Source organism: Streptomyces sp. NPDC026394 (genome assembly GCF_055567735.1).
This window is the reverse complement of record NZ_JBVHPX010000001.1, coordinates 133,212-158,667: the sequence shown is the minus strand read 5'-3', so window position 1 is coordinate 158,667 and position 25,456 is coordinate 133,212. Positions and strand designations below refer to the sequence as shown.

Genomic DNA, 25,456 nt, shown 5'->3' with positions numbered 1-25,456 from the left:
CCACGCCACCCGCCCGCAACACGGGCCAGAACCCCCCGTACGAGCGATCCCCGTCACTCCCCGTGGGGCTCACAGCCGACACCGTCGCCGTCACGGTCAAGGCGGTGCGGGTCGTCCGGCCCCACTCGGGTCGGGCCGTCGAGATCGGAGCAATCGACATCGGGCCCACCCGTCGACGGGCCAGGACGAGGCGAACCACCGCTGGGCGTCGGCCCCGCCACCACCTGAATGTCCGCGGCGACGATGGCCCCGCCCCGCACCGTGTACGTACCGGCAAAGGTCCGCACGGACCCGTCCCGCTGCTCGGCTTCCAACGTCATCGTCACCACGTCGCCGCTCACGTCCACGACACGCACGGTGTCCCGGGCGGTGTCCGCGAAGCCGGCCGCGAAGGCGTCGTACGTCCCCCCGAGGTTCTTGCCTCCGAGGTCCCAGGCGCGGCGGAAGTCACGAGCGTTGACGGCCGCGTAATAGTCCTGGACGACGGAGGCGGCATCCCGGGCGGTGGCCGTCGGCCCGGCCTCCGGTGACGCGGTACTCCCGGCCGTCCCGCTGCCGGAAGGCGCGGGCGTCGGCTCCTCAGTGACCGTACGCGTGCTGGTGACCGTGGTCTCCGTACGGTCCGCCCGGTCGCCGGACGCCCCGCAGCCCGCCAACGCGGTCGCGGCCAGGACAGCGACGGACGCCGTCATGCCAAGGCGGCGCATCAACCTCACCCCACCCGGTGGAACGTACCTGCCCCTTCAGTCTGCGCCGCCAACACCAACCACGCCACCGCCCCGACGCGCGCATCCCCACCGGCCAGCCGCCCGCCTTCCCGCAAAGCGCAACCCCCGCACAAAGCGCACACCCAAGAATCAACCGACCGCCCCCACCTTAAGCACCCGCACCAGTCCCCCCAGCGCCCCCACAGACACCCTCACCACCCCACCCTCCGCACTCTCCCGCACCCACCGCACATCTCCACACCCGGCAGCCACCTCGACACACGTATCCGCGCCACCTTCACTGAAGCTGGACCTCTGCCACGTGAGCTGGGACATGCACGCCCTCCTAGAGCAGGGGATACAGGAGACGCCGGATGATCCCCAGCGAGTCCTTCACCGCGTGCGCCTCGCGGAGGGCCGCGGCGTCGACCGGAGGCAAGGCCACTTCGCTGAGCCTAGCGAAAGTGGCGTGGTACCTCGCAAGAGCGTCCGGATCACCGAGGTACAGGGAGTTTTCGACGTGTGACACGACGACCGTGCCCAGTTCCTCGACCTCCGGCTCCACCACCGTGAACGAGGTACCAAAAGGCACCGGCCCGGCGAAGGGCAGCACTTGCACGGTGACGTGCGGAAGCCGCGACACCTCGATCAGCCGGATCAACTGGTCGCGCATGACGCCGCGCCTGCCGAGCGACACGTGCAGGGCCGCTTCATGAACGACCAGGTGGGTGCGCGGCGCCCCGCTGCCGCTGAGCACCTGCTGGCGCCTCAGCCGGAAGTCGACCGCGAGGTCCCGCTGCCGCCTCGTCTCCCGCGTGTATCCCTCATGGTGGATGGCCGCGGCGTACTCACGGGTCTGCACCAGGCCCGGGATGAACATCGGTTCGTAGCAGAGCAGGCGTCCGGCCCCGGATTCGAGTTCGGCGAGATCCAGGAGGGACGGCCGCACCGCGCTTCTGTAGGCGCTCCACCAGCCCTTCCCCCGGGCCTCGCCCATCGCGATCAGCGCTTCGAGGTAGGTAGAACGTGTACCACTCGTGGTCTGAGCCAGTGCCCGCAGCCGCTCCGGCGCCAACGGGGTGCGGCCGGCCTCCACATTGCTGACGTGCGACTGCCGCATGCCCATCACGTCCGCGGCCTCACTGACCGTCAGGCCGGCGCGCTCCCGTAGCCTGCGGACTTCGGCTCCGAAACGTCGCTGCCGGTACGTGGGACTCGCCCTCAGGCCCATTCATCCCTCCCAGATCCCCCTCGGCAGTATGGACCAGCCAGCCATTTCTGTGAGTTGGTGGCACGTATACGCCACCCATCGCTACCTTGAGTATGGAACCAGTCACAGAGCGCATTCGCAGACCACATCCACCTGGAGGCTGCCTCATGAGCACGCCCAGCGACACCTGGTCCTACGGCCTGTTCATTCCGCATGACCCCCGGGCGGTCGGTGTCGTCAGAGCCGCGCTGCGGCACATCCTGGACGGGGCCGGGCTGAACTGCCTGACGGAGACGGCGGAGCTGATGGTCTCGGAGCTGGTGACCAACTCGTACCAGTACGCGAAGACCGACGCGTACGTGAGCGTGGACCGCTCACCGTTCGACCTCACGATCGCCGTGTGGGACACCGGGCCGGGCGTGCCGGCGCGGCAGAGCGCCGGGGCCGAGGAGGAGTACGGGCGCGGGCTCGGGATCGTGGCCGCCTGCGCCGACAGCTGGGGAGTGCGGGACTGCCCGAACGGCAAGGCCGTGTGGTTCACCGTGACGCCCAAAGGGGACCGGGAGTGACGCCGCGGGAGCGAGTCGGTGCTGGTGGCGGCCGGGTACGCGTACGGGGGCGCCCGGAGCGGATGCCCCGGACGCCCCCGCGTACGCGCGTACGGCCCGGCTCAGGCCGCGCCGACCACGTCCTTCTCCTCCGCGAAGTGGCAGGCCGAGTCGTGCGCCGCGAGGCTGCCCGTGGTGGCGAAGCGCTCCGGTACGGCGAGCAGCGGCACCTCCTCGGCGCACTTGTCCTGGGCCTTCCAGCAGCGGGTGCGGAAGCGGCAGCCGGACGGCGGGTTGGCCGGGGACGGCACGTCGCCGGAGAGGATGATCCGCTCGCGGCCGGCCCGCGCCTCCGGGTCCGGTACGGGGACGGCGGAGAGCAGGGCCTGGGTGTACGGGTGGGTCGGGTGGTCGTAGATCTGCTCGTCGGTGCCGATCTCCGCCATCTTGCCGAGGTACATCACCCCGACCCGGTCGGAGATGTGCCGGACGATGGACAGGTCGTGGGCGATGAAGAGGTAGGAGAGGTTGAACTCGTCCTGGAGCTTCTCCATCAGGTTGATGACCTGCGCCTGGACCGACACGTCCAGCGCCGAGACGGGCTCGTCGCAGATGATGATCTCGGGGTTGAGGGCCAGTCCGCGGGCGATGCCGATGCGCTGGCGCTGGCCGCCCGAGAACTGGTGCGGATAGCGGTTGACGTACTCGGGGTTGAGGCCGACGACGTCCAGCAGGTCCTGGACCTTCTTGCGGCGGTCGCCCTTGGGGGCCGCCTCCGGGTGGATCTCGTACGGCTCGCCGATGATGTCGCCGACCGTCATGCGCGGGTTCAGCGAGGTGTACGGGTCCTGGAACACCATCTGGATGTTGCGGCGCACGGCCTTCAACGCGCGCCCCGACAGCTTGGAGATGTCCTGGCCCTTGTAGAAGACCTCGCCGGACGTCGCCCGTTCCAGGTTCATCAGCAGCTTGGCGACCGTGGACTTGCCGCAGCCGGACTCGCCGACGATGCCGAGGGTCTCGCCCTCGTACAGCGAGAAGGAGATGCCGTCGACGGCCTTGACCGCGCCGACCTGCTTCTTGAACAGGATGCCCTGGGTGAGCGGGAAGTGCTTGACCAGGTCGCGGACTTCGAGGATGGGCTCGCGCGCCGCGTCCTTCGTGGGCTCAGCCATTGATCGTCTCCTCCCAGAAGTGGCACGCGCTGCCGCGGCCGTCGGCGACGCCGTGCAGCGGCGGCACCTCGGTACGGCAGATGTCCTGCGCCTTGGGGCAGCGCGGGTTGAACGCGCAACCCGTGGGGATGTTCAGCAGGTTGGGCGGGAGGCCCTTGATCGCGTAGAGCTCCTGGCCCTTCTGGTCCAGGCGCGGGATGGAGTCGAGCAGGCCGCGCGTGTACGGATGCGCGGGGTTCTTGTACAGCTCGTGCACGGGCGCGTGCTCGACGATCCGGCCCGCGTACATCACCGCGATCTTGTCGGCGACGTCGGCGACCACACCCAGGTCGTGGGTGATCAGGATCAGGCCCATGTTGTACTCGCGCTGGAGGTCCGCGAGCAGATCCATGACCTGCGCCTGGACCGTCACGTCGAGCGCCGTGGTCGGCTCGTCCGCGATGATCAGGTCCGGTTCCAGGGCCAGCGCCATGGCGATCATGATGCGCTGGCGCATACCGCCGGAGAACTGGTGCGGGTAGTCCGAGACCCGGGCCGCCGCGGCCGGGATCTTCACCCGGTCCATCAGCTCGATCGCCTTGGCCTTGGCGTCCTTCTTGGACATGCCCTGGTGGACCCGGAACATCTCGCCGAGCTGGTAGCCGACGGTGAGCACCGGGTTCAGCGACGACAGCGCGTCCTGGAAGATCATGGCGATCTTCGCGCCGCGGGTCCGGCGGCGCTCCTCGGGCGTCATCTTCAGCATGTCCTGGCCGCGGAAGAGGATCTCGCCCTGCGGGATCTTCGCCGGCGGCATGTCCAGGATGCCCATCACGGCCTGCGCGGTGACGGACTTGCCGGAGCCGGACTCGCCGAGCACGGCGAGCGTCTCGCCGGCGCTGACGTTGTAGTTGACGCCGTTGACGGCCTTGACGACGCCGTCCCGGGTGTGGAATTCGACGTGCAGGTCACGGACGTCGAGCAGCGGACCGCTGTCCTTGGCGTCCGCCCCCGGCTTGGGAACGTCCGCGGTCTTCGAAATGGTGGTCACGTACGCCTCCCTCAGCGCAGCTTGGGATCGAGGGCGTCGCGCACCGCGTCGCCGAGGAGGATGAACGCCAGCACGGTGATGCTCAGGAACGCCGACGGGATGAGCAGGACGTGCGGGGCGTCGCGCAGCACGTCCTTGGCCGCGGAGATGTCCACGCCCCAGGAGATGGCCGGCGGCTGGAGGCCGATGCCCAGGTAGGACAGGGTGGCCTCGGCGGAGATGTAGCCGGCCAGCGCGATGGTGGCGACGACGATGACCGGCCCGATGGCGTTCGGCAGGATGTGCTTGAACAGGATGCGGGTGTTGCCCGCGCCGAGCGCCCTGGCGGCCGTCACGAAGTCCGCCTGCTTCTGGGTGATCACCGCGCCGCGCATGACGCGGGCGAGCTGCATCCAGCCGAAGACGGCCAGACCCAGGGTCACGGTCCACACCGTACGGCTGGTGAACGCCTGCAGGAGGACGAGCGCGCCGAGCAGCAGCGGGATGCCGAAGAACACGTCGGTGATACGCGACAGGAGGGCGTCCGCCCAGCCGCCGAAGTAGCCCGCGAGCATGCCCAGCAGGCCGCCGAAGACGGTGACCGCGAAGGTCACACAGACACCGACGATGATCGAGGCGCGGGCGCCGTAGACGGTACGGGCCCACACGCTCTGGCCCTGCTTGTTGTAGCCGAACCAGTCGACCTGGAACAGGTGCGACCACTGGGGCTCGCCCAGGTAGTGGTTGCGCAGGTCGGCGTGGGCCGGGTCGGCGCCCGTGAACAGCGACGGCACGGCCGCCATGATGATCAGCACCACGAGCAGCACGCCGGCGATCCAGAACATCGGCCGGGAGCGCAGTTCGCGCCAGGCGTCCTGGCCGAGGCTGCGGGGCTTGTTGGCGGGGCCGCCGGCGGCCTCGGCCGCGGCAGCGCCGACGCCGGGCGCCGCGAGGTCCACGGTGTCGCCGGTGGTGCCCGGGCCCGCGACGCTGCCGGGGTTCACAGTTGTCTTCTCAGGCATAGCGGATCCTCGGGTCCAGAACGGCGTACAGCAGGTCCACGACCAGGCTGCTCACGAGGTAGATGAGGACGAGCACCGTCACGATGCCGACCACGGTGGGGCCTTCGCTGGTCTGGATCGCCTTGAACAGCGTGTTGCCCACGCCCTGGACGTTGAAGATGCCCTCGGTGACGATGGCGCCGCCCATCAGCATGCCGAGATCGGTGCCGAGGAAGGTGACCACGGGGATCAGGGAGTTGCGCATCAGGTGCACGCCCAGGCGCCGGCTCTTGGGCAGGCCCTTGGCGAGCGCGGTGCGCATGTAGTCGGCGCGCAGGTTCTCCGCGACGGTGGTACGGGTGAGCCGGGTGACGTACGCGAGCGACAGGGCGCCGAGCACGATCGCCGGTACGGTCAGTTCCCCCAGATTCATGGAGTCCTGGACCGTCGGTGTGATCAGCCCCCATTTCAGACCCAGGAAGAACTGGGCGAGGAAGCCGAGCACGAACACCGGGATCGAGATCACGATGAGGGTGAGCACCAGAACAGCCTGGTCGACGAGCTTGCCGCGCTTCAGGCCGGTGAGCATACCGAGCGCGATACCGATGACGACCTCGATACCGAAGGCGTAGAGCGCCAGCCGGATGGTGACCGGGAATGCCTCGGCCATCAGGTCGGCGACCGGTCGGCCGGTGAAGCTGTCACCGAAGTCGCCCTTGAACAGGCCGGTCAGGTAGTTCCAGTACTGGGTCAGCATGGGCTGGTCGAGCCCGTACTGGTGCCGAAGTCTGGCGACGGTGGCCGGGTCGGCGGCCTTGTCACCGAAAAGCGCCTTGATGGGGTCGCCCGGCAGCGAATACACCATCAGGAAAATGAGCAGAGTGGTCCCGATGAAGACCGGGATCATCTGGAGCAGTCGCCTCGCGACATAACGCCCCATGGTTCCTCCTGTCGCTGACGGGCCCAGCGGCCGCCTCGCCCCGGGGTGGAGGGGGCGGGCGGCTACTGGGCCTGCGTCACATGCAGCGTCCCGGTTACTTCTTCTTGACCTCGACGTCGGTCCAGATCGCCTGGCGGTAGGTGTCGAACTTCACGTTCTGCACCTTGTTGGAGTAACCGCCCAGGGTGTGGTCGAAGAACAGCGGGATGGAGGGCATCGTCTCCGTCAGCTTCTTCTCGGCCTGGAGGTAGAGCTTGTTGGACTCCTCGATGGTCTTGGCCGCGTTGGCCTGGTCCATCAGCTTGTCCAGCTCGGGGTCGGAGAAGCCCATGTCGTTCGCGCCGGCACCGGTGCGGTACTGCTCGGAGATGAAGTTGGAGATGTTCGGGAAGTCCTGGACCCAGCCCATACGGAAGGCGCTGTCCATCTTCTTGCCGGTGATCTCGTTACGCACCTGCTGGAAGGTCGGGCGCGGCTGGGCGGCGCAGTTCACGCCGGTGTTCTGCTTGATGTCGTTGCAGACCGCCTCGGCCCAGTCCCGGTGGCCGCCGTCATTGTTGAAGGTGATGGTCATCTTGTTGCCGGGGACGCCACCGCCTTCCTTGATCAGCTGCTTGGCCTTGGTCGGGTTGAACTTGCAGAACTCGCCGCAGACGTCCTTCTTGTAACCCTCGACGACGGTGGGCACCCAGCCGTCGGCCGCGTCGGAAGCGCCCTTGAGGACCGTCTTGACGATGGTGTCGCGGTCGATGGCCATCGACAGACCCTGGCGGACCTTGGCCTTCTCGGGCTTGCCCCACTCCTTGTCGTACATGGGGAAGGCGATGGTGGTCTGGCCGCCGTACGGCTCGTTGACGGCGCGCTCACCGAGGTCGGACTTGAACTTGCCGGTCGCCGAGTTCGGGACCTTGTACATGATGTCGACCTTGTTGGAGACCAGGTCGTTGTAGGCGCTGTCGTCCGTGTTGTAGAACTTGAAGATCACGCCGCCGTTCTTGGGCTTGTCCTCGCCCTTGTAGTCGGCGAACTTCTTCGTCTTGAACTGGACCTTGTGCTCCCAGTTCCCGTCCTGCTGGTACGGGCCGTTGCCGATGGGGTGCTCGCCGAACGCCTTGGTGTCCTTGTAGAACGCCTTGGGCAGCGGGAAGAAGGCGTCGTAGAAGAGACGCTCCTTGAAGGTCGAGACCGGCTGCGACAGCTCGATGGTGAACTCGTTGTCGTTGACGACCTTCAGGCCCGACATCTTGTCGGTCTTCGGGTCGCCCTCCTTCGGGTGGATCTCCTCGTAACCCTTGATGGGCTCGAACCAGGAGGAGTTCAGCTGGGCGTTCTTGGCGTTGGCGCCCCAGTTCCAGGCGTCCACGAAGGAGGCGGCCGTGACCGGCTCGCCGTTGTGGAACTTCCAGCCCTTCTTCAGCTTCACCGTGAAGTGCTGGTTGTCCGTGGACTCGACGCTCTCGGCGTTCTGGTAGCGCAGCTTGCCCTGGAGGTCGAAGTCGACCAGACCGCGGAAGAGGTTCTTGACGATGTAACCGCCGCCGACCTCGTTGGTGTTGGTCGGGATCAGCGGGTTCTGCGGCTCGGTGTTGTAGTAGGTGTACGTGCCGTTGGGGTCAACGGGCGCGTTGTTGCCACTACTGCTGCTGCCGCCGCCGCACGCCGTGGCGGTCAGGGCCACGGCTATCGCACCTGCGACCCAGGTGGCGCTCTTGGCACCGCGCATGGGACTGCCTCCTCATGAGTCCATTCACTTCATGGAAAGGAGCTGCCCGCAGCTGACACCCCTGACAGCCAGCGACCAGCTCCTGCTGCTCGTGAGTCGGCGCTCCCCACAGCGCGTGACCCATTGACCCGAGCTCAATGCACCCCAGTCTCAGTCACCTTCGCCCCATAAACCACGTGTAAGGGGTCTCGGTTTGGTCACATCCGTTTTCCGAGAGTTCGGAATCCGGACAAACCAAACCATCCAGACGGTAACGAAACGGACCGTCGGCACCACACATGCTGATCTTCGTCCGTAATTCGGACTCTCCATGGCCGGATCGCAACCGGAATCCCGTTGACACGGTGATCATCAATGCGGTAGCCGACCCGCCGTACCGGTAAACGGAAAACGCCCCACCGGATCGGAAATCCGGTGGGGCGCTCGCTGAGCGTAATCGCCGGGCGGCCGCGGGTCATTACCCAGCGTGTCCGCCCGGCGCCTCGGTGCGTATTACCGCTTCGCGCGCGAAGCGGTGCGGCCGCGCTCCTTCTGGTCCAGGACGACCTTGCGGATACGGACCGCCTCCGGGGTCACCTCGACGCACTCGTCGTCGCGGCAGAACTCCAGCGACTGCTCCAGGGAGAGCTTGCGCGGCGGCACGATCGCCTCGAAGGAGTCGGCGGAGGAGGAGCGCATGTTGGTGAGCTTCTTCTCCTTGGTGATGTTCACGTCCATGTCGTCGGAGCGCGAGTTCTCACCGACGATCATGCCCTCGTACACCTCGGTGCCCGGCTCGGTGAAGAGCACACCGCGCTCCTGGAGGTTGGTCATCGCGAAGGCGGTGACCGCGCCGGCCCGGTCGGCGACCAGCGAACCGTTGTTGCGGGTCGTCAGCGTGCCGAACCAGGGCTCGTGGCCCTCGTGGATGGAGTGCGCGATACCGGTGCCGCGGGTGTTGGTCAGGAACTCCGTACGGAAGCCGATCAGACCGCGGGACGGCACGACGAACTCCATGCGGACCCAGCCCGAGCCGTGGTTGGACATGTTGTCCATCCGGCCCTTGCGGACACCCATGAGCTGGGTGACGGCGCCCATGTGCTCCTCGGGCACGTCGATCGTCATGCGCTCGACGGGCTCGTAGGTCTTGCCGTCGACCTCCTTGGTGACCACCTGCGGCTTGCCGATGGTCATCTCGAAGCCCTCGCGGCGCATCTGCTCGACCAGGATGGCCAGCGCCAGCTCACCGCGGCCCTGCACCTCCCAGGCGTCGGGGCGCTCGGTGTCCAGGACGCGCAGCGAGACGTTACCGATCAGCTCGCGGTCCAGCCGGTCCTTGACCTGGCGGGCGGTGACCTTGCGGTCCTTGGTCGCGGCCTTGGCGTCCGCGCCCTTGCCGGTGCCGCCGCGGCCGACCAGCGGCGAGGTGTTGGTGCCGATGGTCATCGAGATCGCGGGCTCGTCGACCGTGATCAGCGGCAGCGCGACCGGGTTCTCCGGGTCGGCCAGCGTCTCGCCGATCATGATGTCGGGGATACCGGCGACGGCGCAGATGTCGCCGGGGCCGGCCACCTCGGCGGGCTTGCGGGTGAGCGCCTCGGTCATCATCAGCTCGGTGATGCGCACGCTCTGGACCGACCCGTCGCGCTTCATCCACGCGACGGTCTGGCCCTTGCGCAGCTCGCCCTGCTCGACGCGGAGCAGCGCGATACGGCCGAGGAAGTTGTCCGCGTCGAGGTTGGTGACGTGGGCCTGGAGGGGCGCCGACTCGTCGTACTCGGGGGCCGGGACGGCCTCCAGCAGGGTGCTGAAGAACGGCTCCAGGTTGGTGCTGTCCTGCGGGACCGTGCCGTCCTCCGGCTTGGTCAGCGAGGCGACACCGTCACGGGCGCAGGCGTAGACGATCGGGAACTCGATCTGGTCCTCGTCCGCGTCCAGGTCCAGGAACAGGTCGTAGGTCTCGTCGATGACCTCGGCGATCCGGGAGTCCGGGCGGTCGGTCTTGTTGATGCACAGGATGACCGGCATCTTCGCGTCCAGCGCCTTGCGCAGCACGAAGCGGGTCTGCGGCAGCGGGCCCTCGGAGGCGTCCACCAGCAGCACGACCGCGTCCACCATCGACAGGCCGCGCTCGACCTCGCCACCGAAGTCGGCGTGGCCGGGGGTGTCGATGATGTTGATGGTGATGACGTCGCCGCCATCCTTGGGGTGGTACTTCACCGCCGTGTTCTTGGCGAGGATCGTGATGCCCTTCTCACGCTCCAGGTCGTTCGAGTCCATCATGCGGTCGTCGAGGGACTCGGCAGCGTGCGCGGCGAAGGAGCCGGCCTGCTTGAGCATGGCGTCGACGAGGGTCGTCTTGCCGTGGTCGACGTGGGCGACGATGGCGACGTTACGAATGTCGTGGCGCGTGGGCATACTGCGGCGCTTCTCCCGGATCGTGGATGGCGGCACGTACGGTCCGGTACGTGTGCCTGCCGGGCATGAAGACGCCACGGCCTCACCCCATGGTACGGGGCTGCCGCGGCATCGGCCGCCCCTGGGCCGCAGAACCGCCTCCGACCTGCGGAGATGCTGAATCGAACGGGCACTGCACGCCGGGGCGCACGCCCGCTTCGCCCGGGGGAGCGTCCGGCCGTGACCGGGGCGTGGCACGGCGGCCGGCCGGGCGGGGGACCGCTCCGGCCGGCCGCCGGTCGGGTTGTCGGGTCCGGCCGCCGGTTCCGGTCGTCGGGTCCCCCGTCGGACCCGGCCGCCAGGTCCGGTCATCGGGCCCGGCCGCCGAATCCGCTCGTCCGCTACGCCCGGCCCCTCACTTCTTGTAACCGATGTCCTGGAAGCGCGGGGTCGCGAAGCCGAAGGCGCCCGCGTTGACCAGGCTCTCCTTCGCCGCGACGACCTCGGGCCGCTGGTAGAGCGGTACGGACCCGGCCGCCGCCCAGATCCGCGCGTCGGCGCGGTCGACCAGCTCGCGGGAGGCGTCCTCGTCCAGCTCGGCGGCCGCCTGGTCGAAGAGCTGGTCGATGTGGTCGGTACCGACCCGGGTGTAGTTCTGCTCGACGGTGAGGCTGCCGTCGGCCGCGGGCTGCGGCTTGGCGTAGATGGGGCGGCCGTCGGTGGCCGGATAGGCGGAGCCGGGCCAGGTGTAGAGCGCCAGGTCGAAGTCGCCGGCCGCGATGTGGTCCTCGAAGTAGCTCTTGTCCGGCACCTTCTGCACGGCGGTCTGCACCCCGATGCGGGCGAGCATCCCGGAGATCCGGTCGGCGACCGTCCGCAGCCGTTCGGAACCCGGGCCGTCGGGGAGCACGAAGCGCAGGACGAGCGGCTTGCCGTCCTTCTTGAGGGCGGGGACCGGGCCGCGGGCCGTGGGGTCGCGGAAGGCGTCCACCGGGGCGGCCAGGCCGCCCTCGACCGGCTTGCCGTCGGCCGCCCTGACCTGACCCGCTCCCTCCGTACCGGTGCCCCGGCCGCCGGCGGCCGGGGCCACCTCGATCATCTCGGCGGCGGTCAGCGCGCCGGCCGCCAGCATCTCGAAGCGCCGGTAGTCCGCGTACGCCGCGACGGTGATGTCCCCCCGGGCCGCCGTGCGCAGGTTCGCCGCCACGTCCTTGTAGAGGCCGGCGCTCTGCCGCAGCAGCGTGGACCGCTGGAGGTCGGCGGACCGTACGCCGACCGCGGACAGCGGTGTCACCGGTCCGGCGGCCGCGAGTTCCCGGTCGCCCGCCTTGCCGTCGTCGGAACCGCCCCGGTCGGCGTCCACCTTCTTCTCCGGGTCCCGCGGCTGCGCCGGGGCGCCGCCCGGCGCCCGCCAGCCCGCGTCCGCCAGCATCGCCCGTGCGGCCTTGGTGTCCGGTCCGCCGAGGGCGCCGCTGTGGTCCGCGTACCCGGGCTGGCCCGTCATGAGCAGATGGCTGCCCAGCGGCCGGTTCGGCAGACCGAGGGGTTTGAGTACGAAGTCGGCCAGCTTCTGCCGGTCGACGGCGCGGGCCACCGCGCGGCGCACCCGGTCGTCGTTGAGCGGGCCGGTGCTGCCGTTGAGGGCGAGCTGGGTGTAGGCGGGCTCCAGGGCCTTGCGGACGGTGAAGCGGCGCAGGGCGTCCCGCTCGGCGGCGGACACCTTGCGCGGCGGGGCGTCGTCGCCGCGCGGGGCCGGGGAGCGCCCGGCGTCGGCGTCTTCGACGCGCCCGGTCTCCGAGGCGCCCGGTGTTCCCGCGCTCGGTGAGCCGGCTCCCGGCGACCCGGGGCCGGACGGGCTGCCGCCCGGTGTTCCGGGGTCGGCCGACCGCGAGGCCGCGGGCTTGCGCGCCGCGATGATCGCCCGGGCGTCCGCGGGGTCCACCTCGGCCAGGTCGACCTTGCCCGCCGCCAGGGCCGCGGCCCGCTTCTCGCGGGGCAGCGCGGTCAGCACGATGGTGTCCAGCTTGGGCCGGGCGCCCCACCACTTCGGGTTGCGCGCGAGGGTGAGCGTGCCGGCCTCGCTGTCCCGCTCCCGCACCGTGAACGGCCCGGCCACCGCCTTGAGCTGTTCACGGGCGCCGTCGTTGAAGGCGCGCGCGTCGCCCGTCACGCTCTTCGGGTACAGCGGCGTGAACAGTGACTTCCAGTCGGCGTACGGCTTGGTGAAGGTGACCTCGACCTCGTGCGCGCCGCCGCCCCGTCCGACCTTCTCGATGCGGTCGTACCCGGCGTTGCGGGCGCTCCAGTAGGCGTTGTCCTTGCCGTTCAGCGCCTTCCACTGCGCGGCGAAGTCGTCCGCTCCGACGGCCCGGCCGTCGCTCCACCGCGCCTTCGGGTTGATCTTGTAGACGACGGTCTGGCGGGGCTCGCGGTCGGTGACGTCGGCGGCGTCCAGGAAATCCGGGTTGCGCTGCGGGCGGCCCCGCTCGTCCAGGGTGAACAGCCGGGGCAGTACGGCGTCGGTGACGCGCCGCGTGGCCGCGTCCGCGCGCGCCTGGAAGGCGTTCAGTGTGCCGGGCGCGGCGTCCACCGCCCAGCGCAGGGTGCCGCCCTGGCGCACCTTGTCGCGGGGAGTGACGGAGATGTCCTGGGCACCGGGGCCTGCCTGCTCGGCGTCGTCGCCTCCGCCGCAGCCGGTCAGGACCGGCAGCGGCAGCAGCACTCCGGCAGCGAGGAGCGCGGCGCAGCGGCGCCTGCGGCAGGCCGCGCCGCCTGAGCTGACGGGGTGGGTCATCACGGTTACCTCCGGGGCTCGCCCGCGCCGCGGCGCCGCCGCGGCGGGCCGCGGGGCCACGGATCACGTTCGGCCGACTTTGCGGCTCATCACATCTATGGCTCCACCACTGAAGGGGACCGGCCGCCACCGGGGCGGGCGACACGTCGGCGGCCGCCGCGAAGGCCACCCGCCCGGCCCAACCGTTTCCGCTCCCGGCCGCCCCCGTGCCCGGCGCGCGCGGTCCCGTACGGCGGGCTGCGCGGTTCCCGTCACGGGCCCGCCCGCACCGACCGGGAGGGCGTACGGGTGCCGCGTCCGCGGGCGTACACGCCGCCGTACAAAAGCACGCCCTCCGGCGCGGACCGAGGGCGCACACGTGCCGAAACACGCCGGTCCGGTTCCGGAATCACGGCAGATCCCTTCCCAATCGCGACTGTGACGCGCGACACTCGCAGGCGCACGCCGCTGCGCCCGGACGGGTCCGGGCGAGCGGCGAGGGCGCGCCGACCACACCCGCGGAGGTGAGGCAAGTCATGTCCTTGCAGGACGATCTGACGGCAGCTCAGCGCAGTCTGGACGACCTGGAACGGTCGGTCGGACGACTGGAGGCACAGGTCGGCGGCGGCCTGGACATCCGGCGCGTACGCAGCGACACGGACCATCTGCGCGAGAGCCTGCAACTGCTGCGGGACGGCAGCGCGGACGCGCCCGGCGGGCGGCCCGCGTACACCGTGGGCCCGCGCACCGGCCGCCCGTCGGCGCCCGTCCCCGAGATGGTGACCATCCCGGACGCGCCGTACGACGCCGCCCTGTGGGCCGACGCGGAGGACGAGGGCCTCGGCGCCCGCGACCGCCGGGCACCGTAGCCCCCACCCGTACCGCCGCTGAGCGCCACCCGTCCCACCACCGGACAGCCGTCTACGGAGACCGACGTTGGCCACTGGCACCGAACCCCAACCGCATACCGAGGCAAGCGGCGCGAAGGGCGCGGCCGGTCCGCCCGGCACCGGCGTCCACGCTCCCTCGCGCGCCGCGATAGCCGCCCGCCACCTGCGCACCGACCGATGGTGGCTGTATCCGGCCACGACCGCGGCGGGCCTGTTCGCCTTCGTCGTGTACTCGACGTGGCGGGCGTTCGCGAACGCGGACTACTACGCCGCACCGTACGTCTCGCCGTTCTACTCGCCGTGCCTGGCGGAGAACTGCCACCCGATGCGCGGCGGGCCCAACTGGGACGTCTTCGGCAGTTGGTGGGGCCTGTCCCCCGCGCTGCTGATCCTGATCTTCCCGCTGGGCTTCCGGCTGACCTGCTACTACTACCGCAAGGCGTACTACCGCGGCTTCTGGGCCTCGCCCCCGGCCTGCGCGGTCGCCGAGCCGCACAAGAAGTACACCGGCGAGACCCGCTTCCCGCTGATCCTCCAGAACATCCACCGCTACTTCTTCTACTTCGCGGTGCTGGTCGCGGGCATCCTCACCTACGACACCGTGCTCACCTTCCGGAACGCGGACTACGAGTGGGGCCACATGGGCCTCGGCACCCTCGTCTTCCTCGTCAACATCGTCCTCATCTGGGCGTACACCCTCTCCTGCCACTCCTGCCGGCACATCGTCGGCGGCCGGCTGCGGCACTTCTCCAGACACCCGGTGCGCTACCGCCTGTGGGGCTGGGTCGGCAGGCTCAACGCCCGGCACGCGGCGCTCGCCTGGGCGTCGCTGATCAGCGTGGCCGCCGCCGACTTCTACGTCTTCCTCCTCGCCACCGGGGTCTTCGACGACCCGCGCTTCTTCTAGGAAGGGTGCCTTGTGATGACGCAGCTCGACCGGCAGGAGTGGGACGTGGTCGTGGTGGGCGCGGGCGGCGCCGGGCTGCGCGCCGCCATCGAGGCCCGTGAGCAGGGGATGCGTACGGCGGTGATCTGCAAGTCGCTGTTCGGCAAGGCTCACACGGTCATGGCCGAGGGCGGCATCGCGGCCAGCATGGGCAACGTCAACGAGGGCGACAACTGGCAGGTGCACTTCCGCGACACGATGCGCGGCGGCAAGTTCCTCAACCACTGGCGGATGGCCGAGCTGCACGCCCGCGAGGCGCCGCAGCGGGTCTGGGAGCTGGAGACCTGGGGCGCGCTCTTCGACCGCACCCCCGACGGCCGGATCTCGCAGCGCAACTTCGGCGGCCACGAGTACCCGCGCCTGGCGCACGTCGGCGACCGTACGGGCCTGGAGCTGATCCGCACCCTCCAGCAGAAGATCGTCTCCCTCCAGCAGGAGGACGAACGCGAACTCGGCTGGTACGAGGCCCGGTTGAAGGTGTTCCAGGAATGCACCGTCACCCGTGTCCTCAAGGACGAGGGGCGGGTGGCCGGCACGTTCTGCTACGAACGCGAATCCGGCCGCTTCTTCGTCCTCCAGGCCCCTTCGGTGGTCCTGGCGACCGGCGGCATCGGCAAGTCCTTCAAGGTCACGTCCAACTCCTGGGAGTACACCGGCGACGGGCACGCGCTCGCACTGCTCGCCGGGGCGCCGCTGATCAACATGGAGTTCGTCCAGTTCCACCCGACCGGCATGGTCTGGCCGCCGTCCGTCAAGGGCATCCTCGTCACCGAGTCCGTACGCGGCGACGGCGGGGTGCTGCGCAACAGCGACGGCAAGCGCTTCATGTTCGACTACATCCCGGACGTCTTCAAGGAGAAGTACGCCCAGTCCGAGGACGAGGGCGACCGCTGGTACGAGGACCCGGACCACAACCGCCGCCCGCCCGAGCTGCTCCCCCGCGACGAGGTCGCGCGCGCCATCAACGCCGAGGTCAAGGCGGGCCGCGGCTCCCCGCACGGCGGTGTCTTCCTCGACGTCTCCACCCGGATGCCCGCCGAGGTCATCCGGCGGCGGCTGCCCTCCATGCACCACCAGTTCAAGGAGCTGGCGGACGTGGACATCACCGCCGAGGCGATGGAGGTCGGGCCGACCTGCCACTACGTGATGGGCGGCGTGGACGTCGACCCGGACACCGCGGCGGCCACCGGCGTCCCCGGCCTGTTCGCCGCCGGCGAGGTGGCAGGCGGGATGCACGGCTCCAACCGGCTCGGCGGCAACTCCCTCTCCGACCTGCTGGTCTTCGGCCGCCGCGCGGGCCTGTACGCGGCCGAGTACGCGCGCGCCCGCTCCGTACGGCCCGCCGCCGACCCGCTCCAGCTCGACGCCGCGGAGGCGGAGGCGCTGCGCCCGTTCAGCGCCGAGGGGTCCGACGCGCACCACGCCGGGCGCCCCGCCGAGAACCCGTACACCCTCCACCAGGAACTCCAGCGGACGATGAACGACCTGGTCGGCATCATCCGCAGGCAGGGCGAGATGGAGGAGGCCCTGGAACGCCTCGCCGACCTGCGGACACGGGCCCGCCGGGCCGGGGTCGAGGGCCACCGGCAGTACAACCCCGGCTGGCACCTGGCCATCGACCTGCGCAACATGCTGCTGGTCAGCGAGTGCGTGGCCCGCGCGGCCCTGGAGCGCAGGGAGTCCCGCGGCGGGCACACCCGGGACGACTACCCGGAGATGGACCGGCGCTGGCGACGGATCAACCTGGTCTGCGAGCTGGCCGAGGACGGCGCGGACCTTCCCCCGCGGGACCCGGCCGTCGGCCAGATCCGTCTGTCCCGCCGGGAGAATCCGCCCGTCCGGCCCGACCTGCTGGCCCTTTTCGAGCGGGACGAACTGGCGAAGTACCTGACGGACGACGAACTGGCGGCGGACAGCGGCCCGGCGGCAGCCGCCACCGGAGGAGCCGACGACGAGGGGGCGAGCCGGTGAGCGCGCAGTCCGACGCCTACAAGGCGCACTTCAGGATCTGGCGGGGCGACGCGGACGGCGGCGGCCTGGCGGACTTCCGGGTCGAGGTCAACGAGGGTGAGGTGGTCCTCGACATCATCCACCGCCTCCAGGCCACCCAGGCCCCCGACCTCGCGGTGCGCTGGAACTGCAAGGCGGGCAAGTGCGGCTCGTGCAGCGCGGAGATCAACGGCCGGCCCCGCCTGATGTGCATGACCCGGATGTCCGTCTTCGAGCGCGACGAGACCGTCACCGTCACCCCGATGCGGGCCTTCCCGGTCGTCCGCGACCTGGTCACGGACGTCTCCTTCAACTACACCAAGGCCCGCGAGATCCCCAGCTTCGTCCCGCCGCCGGAGCTGGCGCCGGGCGAGTACCGCATGCGGCAGGAGGACGTCGGCCGCTCGCAGGAGTTCCGCAAGTGCATCGAGTGCTTCCTGTGCCAGGACACCTGCCACGTCGTCCGCGACCACGAGGAGAACAAGACCGCCTTCGCCGGCCCCCGCTTCCTGATGCGCGTCGCGGAACTCGACATGCACCCGCTGGACGCCGCTCACGAGTCCGGCCTCGACCGCAAGCGCACCGCCCAGGAGGACCACGGCCTCGGCCACTGCAACATCACCAAATGCTGCACCGAGGTCTGCCCCGAACACATCCGCATCACCGACAACGCCCTGATCCCCCTGAAGGAACGCGCGGCCGACCGCAAGTACGACCCGCTGGTGTGGCTGGGGAACAAGATCCGGCGGCGGAGGGAGTGAGCTGAGGGCAGGCGGTACGAGTACGGGGGCGGCGGCGTGACCGTGGCCGCCTCCGGCTGCTCACGCGCCGGGGCCGGAACGGGCCGCCGCCATGATCTCGGCGACCATGTGCGCCTTGAGCGCGGAGTAGGCGAGCAGCGTGGGGGCCCGCTCCGCCGCTTCGCGCTTGGTACGGGCATACCGTCGTGCGACGTCCGGACGGGCCCGGAGAAGGTCCCGGAAGACCATGTTGTCCCTCCACAGGCGCCCGTCGCGTTCCACGACGTGGACGTTGGCGGGGTCCGCGGAACGTCTTCTGAGGTACTCGCGACCGGGGACACCGGCAGTGCCGAGGTGCTCGAACCCCATGCCCTGGACGGCCGCGACGACAGCCGGGACCAGCGCGGGCGCGCAGCCCACCTGTACGTCGACAACGGGCTTGGCGGCCAGCCCGGGCACGGACGTCGAGCCGATGTGCTCGACGTCGGCGGCGGCCCATGCCAGCCGGCGCGCGAGGTCGCGGACGAGTGCCTGGCCCCGCCGCGCCCAGGCCGGATCGTAGGCAACGACGTGGACGGGCTCGTCGAGATCCGCCATGCCACCAGCTTAACGACGGCCGGTGCGCCGGGGCCGCGCCTGAGCCGGACCGGAACCGCGCCCGTCAGAACAGGCTCAGCAGAGCGTCCGCCGGATCGGGCAGGGCGGTGTCGCCGTCCGGGAGCGGCAGTTCGAACCAGACGGTCTTGCCGCGCGGGGTCCGACGGCTGCCCCAGCCCGCGCTGAGGAGCCCGACGAGCTGGAGGCCGCGGCCGCCCTCGTCGGTGTCCCGGGCCCGCCTGCGGCGGGGCTGCGCCAGGTCCGCGTCCCACACCTCGCACACCAGGGTCCGGTCCAGCAGCAGCCGCAGCCGGATCTCGCCGTGGCCGTGCCGCAGCGCGTTGGTGACCAGCTCGCTGACCAGCAGTTCGGTGGTGTCGACCAGGGCCTCCAGCCCCCAGTCCGTGAGCTGGTCGCGGGCCAGCTCACGGGCGCGGGAGACCGAGCGGGCCTCGGGGGCCAGGTTCCAGTCACCGACGGAGTCCTTGGGCAGCCCGTGCACGCGGGCCATCAGCAGCGCGATGTCGTCCTCGCCGTGCCGGGTGTCCAGCGCGTTCAGTACGTGGTCGCAGACGTCCTCCAGCGGGCGCCCGGCCTCCGACAGGGCCGTCTGGAAGGCGCGCAGGCCCTCGTCCAGCGGGTGGTCACGGGATTCGACCAGGCCGTCCGTGTAGAGGGCGAGCAGCGCGCCGTCGGGCAGTTCGACCTCGGTCTCCTCGAACGGCTCGCCGCCGACGCCCAGCGGCATACCGGGCGGCACGTCCAGCAGCAGCGCCTCCTCGCCCTCCTCGACCATGACGGGCGGCAGGTGCCCGGCGTTGGCGAAGGTGCAGCGCCGGGTGACCGGGTCGTACACGGCGTAGACGCAGGTGGCGAGGTAGACCTCGGAGAGGTCGGCGGTGCCGGAGCCGCAGCGCGAGGCGTCCGCCGGGGAGCCCGCCTGCGCGCCGGAGGGGGGCGCGGAACGGCTGCGCGGGGCGCGCGACGTCGTACGGGCGCCGCCGCCGGTCGCGCCGAGCCCGCGTGCGATCTCGTCGAGCGCGGACAGCACCTCGGCCGGCTCCATGTCGAGCAGGGCCAGGGTCCGTACGGCCGTCCGCAGTTCGCCCATCGCGACGGCGGCGCGCAGCCCGCGCCCCATCACGTCACCGACGACGAGCGCGGTGCGGTGGCCGGGCAGCTCGATGACGTCGAACCAGTCACCGCCGACCTCGGTGGCCGTCGTGCCCGGCAGATAGCGGCAGGCGATGTCCAGGCCGGCCGCCTCGGGGTCGCCCGGCGGCAGCAGGCTGCGCTGGAGGATCAGGGCGCGTTCGTGCTCCCTGCGGTACAGCCGGGCGTTGTCGATGCAGACCGCGGCGCGCGCGGCCAGGTCGACCGCGAGGGCGGTGTCCCGCTCACCGAACGGCTCGCTGCCCTTCGTCCGGGAGAACTGCACCAGCCCGACCACCGTGTCGCGGGCGACCATCGGCACGGCGAGCGTCGAGTGCACCACGGCGCCCAGCTCGGCCCGCTCCTCGTTCTCCCGGCCCGGGATGATCTGCGCCTGCGCCGTACGCAGCGCGCCCGCGCACGGGGAGTTGAACGGGTAGCGGTGGACGGCGCCGACCGCGACCGGCCCCGCCTCGCCCTCGGGCACGTCGCAGGCCATGGTGGCCAGCGGCGCGTCCGAGACGGCGCTGGAGAAGGCGACCCGGCGCAGCTCGGCGCTGCCGTCGGCCATCCCCGGCGGAGCCTCGTCGCCGGCCAGCAGGCCCTGGTAGAGGTCCACGGAGGCCAGGTCGCAGAACTGCGGCACGGCCACGTCGAGCAGCGTGCGGGCGGTGGTCTCCAGGTCGAGGGAGTTGCCGATACGGGCACCGGCCTCGTTGAGCAGCGCCAGGTTGCGGCGGGCGCTCGCGGCCTCCCGCTCGGCCCGTCGGCGGCCCGTCACGTCGGCGGCCAGCGCGGCGACCCCGATGGGGCGGCCGCTGGCGCCGTGCAGGCGGTACAGGGACACGGACCAGCGGCGCCGGTCGGCCTCACCTCCCGGCGTGGAGGGGTACGCCGGGCCCGAAGGTCCGGACGGGTAGGCCGTACCGGCCGACGCGGACGGGTACGCCGTCCCGGAGGGGGCGGACGGGTAGGCCGTACCGGTGGCCCCGGAGGCGTACGCCGCGCCCGCGGGGGCGGAGGGCTCGGGAGCGGTGGGGGCGGGGATGGCGGCGGAGGAGGCGTGCGCGGGCGCCGGGACCGTACCGACGAGCTGCATCTCGCCGACCGGCTCCCCCGTCTCCAGCACCCGCCGCAGCGCCGACTGCAGCCGCTCGGCCTCGGAGCGGGGCAGGAAGTCGTGCGGCCCGCCCCCGCGGTACTTGGCCGCGGGGCCGCCGAAGACGGTCGCGAACCGCTCGTTGACGCGGCGGATCCGCAGGTCCGTGTCGAAGAGCAGGAAACCCATCGGAGATTGGCCGAAAACGGCTTGAGAGGCCGCGAGGTCGGTCTCGATGCCGCGCAGCGCGTGGACGTCGACGACGAGACAGACCGCGGCCCGCTCGCCGTCCGCCGTCTCGGACGGCATCACATAGATCTCCGCGAGCCTGCCGTCCCCGGCGTCCGGCGCGTCGTCCCGGTCCGCGCCGCGCGGGCGGTACGGGACCAGCCCGGTCCACTCCCGGCCGTCCAGGATCTGCGAGACCGTGCGGTGGGCCTGTTCACGCAGCTCGTGCGGGACGAAGGCGGCCACCGGGTCCTTGCCGACCGCGTCGGCGGCGGGGATGCCGAGCATCTCGGCCGCGCGCTCGCTCCACCGGTCGATGCGTCCGTCGGGGCCGAGGGAGAAGGACGCGACCCGGATGTAGTCGTAGATGGAGCCGGGCGGGCTGCTCTGCCATATCGGCGGGCCTTCCGCGCCTTCCGGCGCCGAGCGGCCCGACGGCCGCGCCGGACCGTCCGTACCGCCCGGCCCGGCAGGCTGCGCGGGTCCTGCCCCGCCAGATGTCTTCTCGCTCACGAGCCCCGTCCCCTCCAGCTCATCGTGCCCGGACCGGACGAGCCGAGTATCCAGCACCGCGGCTGTCCGGAACACGGTCTTCACGATCACAGCACAGTCTCGATCGCAGGCCGTCCACAGAATGTCAATGAAACGGCAACGATCAGGCCGCCACCAGACTCCTAACCCGCCACAGACAGCTCGAACCACACTGTTTTACCTGTCCTGCCATGTCGGGTGCCCCAACTCCGTGACGTGCACGCCACCAGCTGGAGTCCCCGGCCGCCCTCGTCCTCGGGAGTCGCGGCGCGCTCCCGGGGCGGGTCGGGCACCGGGTCCGACACCTCGACGAGCAGACCGCCCCCGCTCTTGAGGACGATCCGTACGCCGATGGGCCCGCTGGCGTAGCGCAGCGCGTTGGTCACCAGCTCGCTGACGAGCAGAACGGCCAGGTCGACGACGGTGTCCAGCCCCCAGTCCTGAAGTGTCTCGCGGACCACGGCACGGGCGGTACGGGCGGACCCGGGCTCGGCCGGAAAGCTCCACTCGGCGAGCGGGGAGCCGGAGATCATGCCGCGTCCGGGCGCGTAGGGGGCGGATTCGGGGACCCCTGCCGCTGCACTGTCGCTCACGCCGATCACTTCCCAGCCCGATGCGCGCACCCTCCGGATGGTCCGTGGTGAGGGGGTAAACAGCACATACCCGGTATCAGCGCGTCAATATCGCCCTCAATGGCGCACTGTGGCACAAACGGCGTACTGAGGCATACGGGGCCTCGGCGCGCACGCCTCGTGTGCGGCGGGGCACCCCGGTGCGCCGCCACACCGGGGCACACCCTTACGAGGGACCCGGCCGATCCGATGATCGTCCCGTACGGGGGAACGGTGAGGTGACAAGATGACCGGTCAGCGCGGGGCGGGGCGGGGCGGAGCGGGACGGTACGAGGCGGAGCGGTACGGGGCGGGGCGGGGCGGTACGGGACAGCTCGGGCGCCGGACACGGTACGGGGCCCATGAGGTTTTCACGGCCCATGAGGCCGCCAGGGCCTGTGGGGTCCCCAGGTCCTACCAAGCTCGCACGGACCTGTGCGGCTCCCGGGATGTGCGGAGCTGCGGCCTCGTCACGGGGCGTACGGGGCGCCGGACGGATACAAGGCCCCGGACACCTCCGCGGCCCCGAGGCGGCGCATCACCTCGGCGACCGCCGGGCGGTCCTGGTCCAGCCAGTCGACCTCGCCCTCCTGGCCCGGCGCCAGCCAGCGCAGCTCGTCGTGATCCTGGAGGGGCCGGGGCTCCCCGGACACCAGCCGGGCCGTCCACACCCGCAGGACGAGACCGGGACGCGGCGCCCACTCCCCCGGAATCCGGTCCAGCGGCTCGACCTCGATCCCCAGCTCCTCGCGCAGCTCGCGGACCAGCGCCTCCTCGGGCGTCTCACCGGGCTCGACCTTGCCGCCGGGCAGCTCCCAGCGGCCGGCCAGCGCGATCGGGGCACTGCGCCGCGCCGCCAGCAGCCTTCCCCCGTCGAGCACCGCTCCACCCACCACCACACGCACGTCCGTCATGCGCGGCAGCCTACGTCCCGCGCTGTCGCTCCCTCGTCTCAGGTGGCGGCGTGCCCCACCCGCTCCACGACGTACAGCCGCCCGTTCCTGCGGGTGTCGAGCCGGTCGGCCACCTGCTCCGCTTCCGCGCGGGTGGCGTAGCGGCCGACGCGATAACGGTTGCCGCCCTCGTCCTGGCGAATGACGAGCCAGGGCAGCACCGCTCCACTGTCGGTCATCGCGCCCCTCCGTCCGCCGTCCAGCGCGCCGTCGCGCGCCCCTCCTGCACTGATGCCGAAACCGCATTCCGCATATGCCCGAGCCTACGCCCGACCTTCACGCACCGGATACGGCTTTGCACAAAGAGGTACCGAACCGGCCATCGAACAGCGCGCAAGGGGCGTACGGGCCGCCCCGCGGACGCCCCGGGCGCACACACGAACGGGCGCCGCCGGTGGCTCCTGCCACCGACGGCGCCCGCCGAATTCCGTGCCCGACAGGGCGTCACGTCGTGCCCGAGAGGGACGGCGCCGCGCCCCGGGGGGCGTGCGCCCCACCCGATAAGGGCGACGCCCCGCCCCAGAGGCGCTACGCCTTGCCCGCCTCCGACTTCACGCCGGACGCGTCACCGGCGTTGCTGTCGGCCGCGGCCCGCTCCTCGGCGGCCTCGGCCTCGGCCGCCGCCAGCGACTCCGCCTCGGCCTCGACCAGCGACGGGTTGCGCCAGGAGCTGCGGACACCCCACACGTAGAAGAGCAGACCGATCACGGCGACCACGACGATGTCCCAGCCCGGCGGCAGGTAGCCCTTGCCGCCGAACTCCTCGCCGCCCATGTACGAGACACACGCCATGACCAGCAGGTACGCCACCATCCAGGCGCCCGCCTTCAGGTGCGGCTTCAGCTCGGCCCACGGCTTGCGCAGCTCGTACCAGGCCCAGACCGGCAGACCGACCGCCATGATCAGGATGACCTTGCCGGTGAGCGGCCAGCGGCCCCAGTACAGGACCAGCGAGCCGAAGACCATCGCGACGGGCGCGATGACCGGCATGATCCGCAGCTTCACCGGCCGCTTGATGTCGGGCGAGAGACGGCGCAGCGACATCACCGCGACCGGCCCGGTGATGTACGAGATCACGGTGGCCACCGAGACGATCTCGGCGAGCGAGCCCCAGCCGCGGAATACGGCGAGGAAGAGGAAGGCGATGAACAGGTTCAGCACCAGCGCCGGACGCGGCACCCCGGTCTTCTTGTCGACCCGGCCGAAGATCTTCGGCAGGTGACCGTTCTCCTGCACGCCGTGGATCATGCGCGAGGTGGTGGCCGCGTAGATCATGCCCGTACCGGACGGGGAGACGAACGCGTCCGCGTACAGCAGCAGCGCCAGCCAGTTCAGGCCCCAGGCGACGGCGAGGTCGGCCAGCGGCGAGTTGTAGCCGAGGTGGGCCCAGCCGCCGACGGACTCCAGCTTGCCGCCGGGGACCGCCATCAGGAAGGCGACCTGCAGCGCGACGTAGATGACGAGCGCGATCAGGATCGAGTAGATGACGGCCTTGGGCAGCGACTTGCCCGGGTTACGGGCCTCGCCGGCCATGTTCAGCGGCGACTGGAAGCCGTTGTAGGCCCAGACGATGCCGGAGACGGCGACGGCGGTGAAGACCGCGCTCCAGCCGTTCGGCGTGAAGCCGCCGTGGTCCTTGATGTTGCCGGTGTCGAAGTGCGCCAGCATCAGGGCGCTCGCGGTCAGGATCGGGACGACGACCTTGAAGACCGTGATCGCGGTGTTGGTCTTCGCGAAGAGCGAGATCGCGAACCAGTTCAGGAAGAAGTAGAAGATCAGCAGGAGGCTGGCCAGCGCGACACCGCTGCCGGTCAGCTCCTTGCCGTCGTACAGCCCCTGGGTCCACCCGAAGCTCCAGGAACTCATGTACTGGACGGAGGCGGTCGCCTCCCCGGGTATGACGGAGACGATCGCGATCCAGTTGGCCCAGGCGGCGAGGTAGCCGGCGAGCGAACCGTGCGAGTACTGGCCGTAGCGGACCATGCCGCCCGCCTTGGGGAACATCGAGCCGAGCTCGGTGTACGTGAGGGCGATCGTGAGCGCGACGACCGCGCCGATGACCCAGGCGAGGATGGCGGCCGGGCCGGCGATGGCGGCGGCCCGCTCGGCCCCGAAGAGCCAGCCGGAACCGATGATCGACCCAAGACCCGTGGCGGTCAGGGCAATGGTCCCGAGGGACCGTCGGTAATTCGAGTGGGAGCCCTGCTCCGCGCTCTGGGTCTGCGTCGTGCTCAACGTGCTTGGTCTCCTGATCTTCC

Annotated in this window: 21 protein-coding genes; 5 read left to right on the top strand and 16 right to left on the bottom strand. The window is 70.8% G+C overall.

What is annotated here, in order from left to right:
- Positions 1–53 precede the first annotated feature (53 nt).
- The 3 genes from ACZ4QV_RS00745 to ACZ4QV_RS00735 form a co-directional block, all read right to left on the bottom strand.
- Complete coding sequence (locus ACZ4QV_RS00745) at positions 54–707, bottom strand: nuclear transport factor 2-like protein (RefSeq protein ID WP_467762438.1); 654 nt, start codon at positions 705–707, stop codon at positions 54–56.
- A gap of 150 nt (positions 708–857) precedes the next feature.
- On the bottom strand, positions 858–1,043 hold the full coding sequence (locus ACZ4QV_RS00740; protein ID WP_361147101.1) for a DUF397 domain-containing protein: 186 nt from the start codon (positions 1,041–1,043) through the stop codon (positions 858–860).
- 10 nt (positions 1,044–1,053) lie between these two features.
- Positions 1,054–1,938, bottom strand: a complete 885-nt coding sequence (locus tag ACZ4QV_RS00735; RefSeq protein ID WP_467762437.1) for a helix-turn-helix domain-containing protein — start codon at positions 1,936–1,938, stop codon at positions 1,054–1,056.
- 146 nt (positions 1,939–2,084) lie between these two features.
- Here ACZ4QV_RS00735 and ACZ4QV_RS00730 point away from each other — a divergent pair, with 146 nt between their 5' ends.
- Complete coding sequence (locus tag ACZ4QV_RS00730; protein WP_361147107.1) at positions 2,085–2,486, top strand: ATP-binding protein; 402 nt, start codon at positions 2,085–2,087, stop codon at positions 2,484–2,486.
- A gap of 101 nt (positions 2,487–2,587) precedes the next feature.
- Here ACZ4QV_RS00730 and ACZ4QV_RS00725 read toward each other — a convergent pair whose 3' ends face one another.
- From ACZ4QV_RS00725 to ACZ4QV_RS00695, 7 genes are all read right to left on the bottom strand, one after another.
- Positions 2,588–3,640, bottom strand: a complete 1,053-nt coding sequence (locus tag ACZ4QV_RS00725) for an ABC transporter ATP-binding protein (protein ID WP_361147110.1) — start codon at positions 3,638–3,640, stop codon at positions 2,588–2,590.
- Entirely contained in the window at positions 3,633–4,670 is a 1,038-nt protein-coding gene (locus tag ACZ4QV_RS00720) for an ABC transporter ATP-binding protein (protein ID WP_361147112.1), read from the bottom strand. Before ACZ4QV_RS00720 ends, ACZ4QV_RS00725 begins: the two co-directional genes overlap by 8 nt.
- Positions 4,671–4,681: 11 nt before the next feature.
- Positions 4,682–5,671: an ABC transporter permease gene (locus ACZ4QV_RS00715; RefSeq protein WP_361147115.1), complete on the bottom strand. Its 990-nt coding sequence runs from the start codon at positions 5,669–5,671 to the stop codon at positions 4,682–4,684.
- Entirely contained in the window at positions 5,664–6,590 is a 927-nt protein-coding gene (locus tag ACZ4QV_RS00710; protein WP_125054441.1) for an ABC transporter permease, read from the bottom strand. Before ACZ4QV_RS00710 ends, ACZ4QV_RS00715 begins: the two co-directional genes overlap by 8 nt.
- 94 nt (positions 6,591–6,684) lie before the next feature.
- Positions 6,685–8,313 carry a peptide ABC transporter substrate-binding protein gene (locus tag ACZ4QV_RS00705; RefSeq protein ID WP_361147119.1) on the bottom strand — a complete coding sequence of 543 codons (1,629 nt, stop codon included), beginning with the start codon at positions 8,311–8,313 and terminating at the stop codon, positions 6,685–6,687.
- A 492-nt stretch (positions 8,314–8,805) separates the two neighbouring features.
- The gene (gene typA, locus ACZ4QV_RS00700) at positions 8,806–10,710 is read right to left on the bottom strand and encodes a translational GTPase TypA (protein WP_361147122.1); all 1,905 of its coding nucleotides are present in this window, start codon (positions 10,708–10,710) and stop codon (positions 8,806–8,808) included.
- A 394-nt stretch (positions 10,711–11,104) separates the two neighbouring features.
- Complete coding sequence (locus tag ACZ4QV_RS00695) at positions 11,105–13,483, bottom strand: ABC transporter substrate-binding protein (protein WP_467762436.1); 2,379 nt, start codon at positions 13,481–13,483, stop codon at positions 11,105–11,107.
- 515 nt (positions 13,484–13,998) lie between these two features.
- Between ACZ4QV_RS00695 and ACZ4QV_RS00690 the strand changes: the two genes are divergently transcribed.
- The 4 genes from ACZ4QV_RS00690 (at position 13,999) to ACZ4QV_RS00675 (ending at position 18,048) form a co-directional block, all read left to right on the top strand.
- Positions 13,999–14,331: a hypothetical protein gene (locus tag ACZ4QV_RS00690; protein WP_361147128.1), complete on the top strand. Its 333-nt coding sequence runs from the start codon at positions 13,999–14,001 to the stop codon at positions 14,329–14,331.
- A 67-nt stretch (positions 14,332–14,398) separates the two neighbouring features.
- On the top strand, positions 14,399–15,259 hold the full coding sequence (locus ACZ4QV_RS00685; RefSeq protein ID WP_361583129.1) for a hypothetical protein: 861 nt from the start codon (positions 14,399–14,401) through the stop codon (positions 15,257–15,259).
- Positions 15,260–15,274: 15 nt separating this feature from the next.
- Positions 15,275–17,269 carry a fumarate reductase/succinate dehydrogenase flavoprotein subunit gene (locus tag ACZ4QV_RS00680; RefSeq protein ID WP_467762435.1) on the top strand — a complete coding sequence of 665 codons (1,995 nt, stop codon included), beginning with the start codon at positions 15,275–15,277 and terminating at the stop codon, positions 17,267–17,269.
- Entirely contained in the window at positions 17,266–18,048 is a 783-nt protein-coding gene (locus ACZ4QV_RS00675; RefSeq protein ID WP_361147136.1) for a succinate dehydrogenase/fumarate reductase iron-sulfur subunit, read from the top strand. Before ACZ4QV_RS00680 ends, ACZ4QV_RS00675 begins: the two co-directional genes overlap by 4 nt.
- 60 nt (positions 18,049–18,108) lie before the next feature.
- Here ACZ4QV_RS00675 and ACZ4QV_RS00670 read toward each other — a convergent pair whose 3' ends face one another.
- From ACZ4QV_RS00670 to ACZ4QV_RS00645, 6 genes are all read right to left on the bottom strand, one after another.
- Entirely contained in the window at positions 18,109–18,624 is a 516-nt protein-coding gene (locus ACZ4QV_RS00670; protein WP_467762434.1) for a GrpB family protein, read from the bottom strand.
- Between the two features lie 64 nt (positions 18,625–18,688).
- Entirely contained in the window at positions 18,689–21,499 is a 2,811-nt protein-coding gene (locus tag ACZ4QV_RS00665) for a SpoIIE family protein phosphatase (protein ID WP_361147407.1), read from the bottom strand.
- A 278-nt stretch (positions 21,500–21,777) separates the two neighbouring features.
- A complete protein-coding gene (locus ACZ4QV_RS00660) occupies positions 21,778–22,167 on the bottom strand; it encodes an ATP-binding protein (RefSeq protein WP_361147410.1) in 390 nt (129 codons plus the stop codon).
- Between the two features lie 548 nt (positions 22,168–22,715).
- Entirely contained in the window at positions 22,716–23,159 is a 444-nt protein-coding gene (locus tag ACZ4QV_RS00655; RefSeq protein WP_467762433.1) for a (deoxy)nucleoside triphosphate pyrophosphohydrolase, read from the bottom strand.
- 38 nt (positions 23,160–23,197) lie between these two features.
- Positions 23,198–23,377 (bottom strand): SPOR domain-containing protein, encoded by a 180-nt coding sequence (locus tag ACZ4QV_RS00650; protein ID WP_030020236.1) that lies wholly within the window; start codon positions 23,375–23,377, stop codon positions 23,198–23,200.
- Positions 23,378–23,726: 349 nt separating this feature from the next.
- A complete protein-coding gene (locus ACZ4QV_RS00645; RefSeq protein WP_361147144.1) occupies positions 23,727–25,433 on the bottom strand; it encodes an APC family permease in 1,707 nt (568 codons plus the stop codon).
- Between the last annotated feature and the right edge of the window lie 23 nt (positions 25,434–25,456).

Excerpts from the sequence above, each read along its gene's own strand:
- ACZ4QV_RS00655 (WP_467762433.1), bottom strand. The coding sequence starts at position 23,159 with ATGACGGACGTGCGTGTGGTGGTGGGTGGAGCGGTGCTCGACGGGGGA.
- ACZ4QV_RS00690 (WP_361147128.1), top strand. The coding sequence starts at position 13,999 with ATGTCCTTGCAGGACGATCTGACGGCAGCTCAGCGCAGTCTGGACGAC.
- ACZ4QV_RS00695 (WP_467762436.1), bottom strand. The coding sequence starts at position 13,483 with ATGACCCACCCCGTCAGCTCAGGCGGCGCGGCCTGCCGCAGGCGCCGC.
- ACZ4QV_RS00715 (WP_361147115.1), bottom strand. The coding sequence starts at position 5,671 with ATGCCTGAGAAGACAACTGTGAACCCCGGCAGCGTCGCGGGCCCGGGC.
- ACZ4QV_RS00745 (WP_467762438.1), bottom strand. The coding sequence starts at position 707 with ATGCGCCGCCTTGGCATGACGGCGTCCGTCGCTGTCCTGGCCGCGACC.
- ACZ4QV_RS00705 (WP_361147119.1), bottom strand. The coding sequence starts at position 8,313 with ATGCGCGGTGCCAAGAGCGCCACCTGGGTCGCAGGTGCGATAGCCGTG.
- ACZ4QV_RS00670 (WP_467762434.1), bottom strand. The coding sequence starts at position 18,624 with ATGGCGGATCTCGACGAGCCCGTCCACGTCGTTGCCTACGATCCGGCC.
- ACZ4QV_RS00730 (WP_361147107.1), top strand. The coding sequence starts at position 2,085 with ATGAGCACGCCCAGCGACACCTGGTCCTACGGCCTGTTCATTCCGCAT.
- typA (WP_361147122.1), bottom strand. The coding sequence starts at position 10,710 with ATGCCCACGCGCCACGACATTCGTAACGTCGCCATCGTCGCCCACGTC.
- ACZ4QV_RS00740 (WP_361147101.1), bottom strand. The coding sequence starts at position 1,043 with ATGTCCCAGCTCACGTGGCAGAGGTCCAGCTTCAGTGAAGGTGGCGCG.
- ACZ4QV_RS00660 (WP_361147410.1), bottom strand. The coding sequence starts at position 22,167 with ATGATCTCCGGCTCCCCGCTCGCCGAGTGGAGCTTTCCGGCCGAGCCC.
- ACZ4QV_RS00680 (WP_467762435.1), top strand. The coding sequence starts at position 15,275 with ATGACGCAGCTCGACCGGCAGGAGTGGGACGTGGTCGTGGTGGGCGCG.
- ACZ4QV_RS00710 (WP_125054441.1), bottom strand. The coding sequence starts at position 6,590 with ATGGGGCGTTATGTCGCGAGGCGACTGCTCCAGATGATCCCGGTCTTC.
- ACZ4QV_RS00735 (WP_467762437.1), bottom strand. The coding sequence starts at position 1,938 with ATGGGCCTGAGGGCGAGTCCCACGTACCGGCAGCGACGTTTCGGAGCC.
- ACZ4QV_RS00650 (WP_030020236.1), bottom strand. The coding sequence starts at position 23,377 with ATGACCGACAGTGGAGCGGTGCTGCCCTGGCTCGTCATTCGCCAGGAC.
- ACZ4QV_RS00725 (WP_361147110.1), bottom strand. The coding sequence starts at position 3,640 with ATGGCTGAGCCCACGAAGGACGCGGCGCGCGAGCCCATCCTCGAAGTC.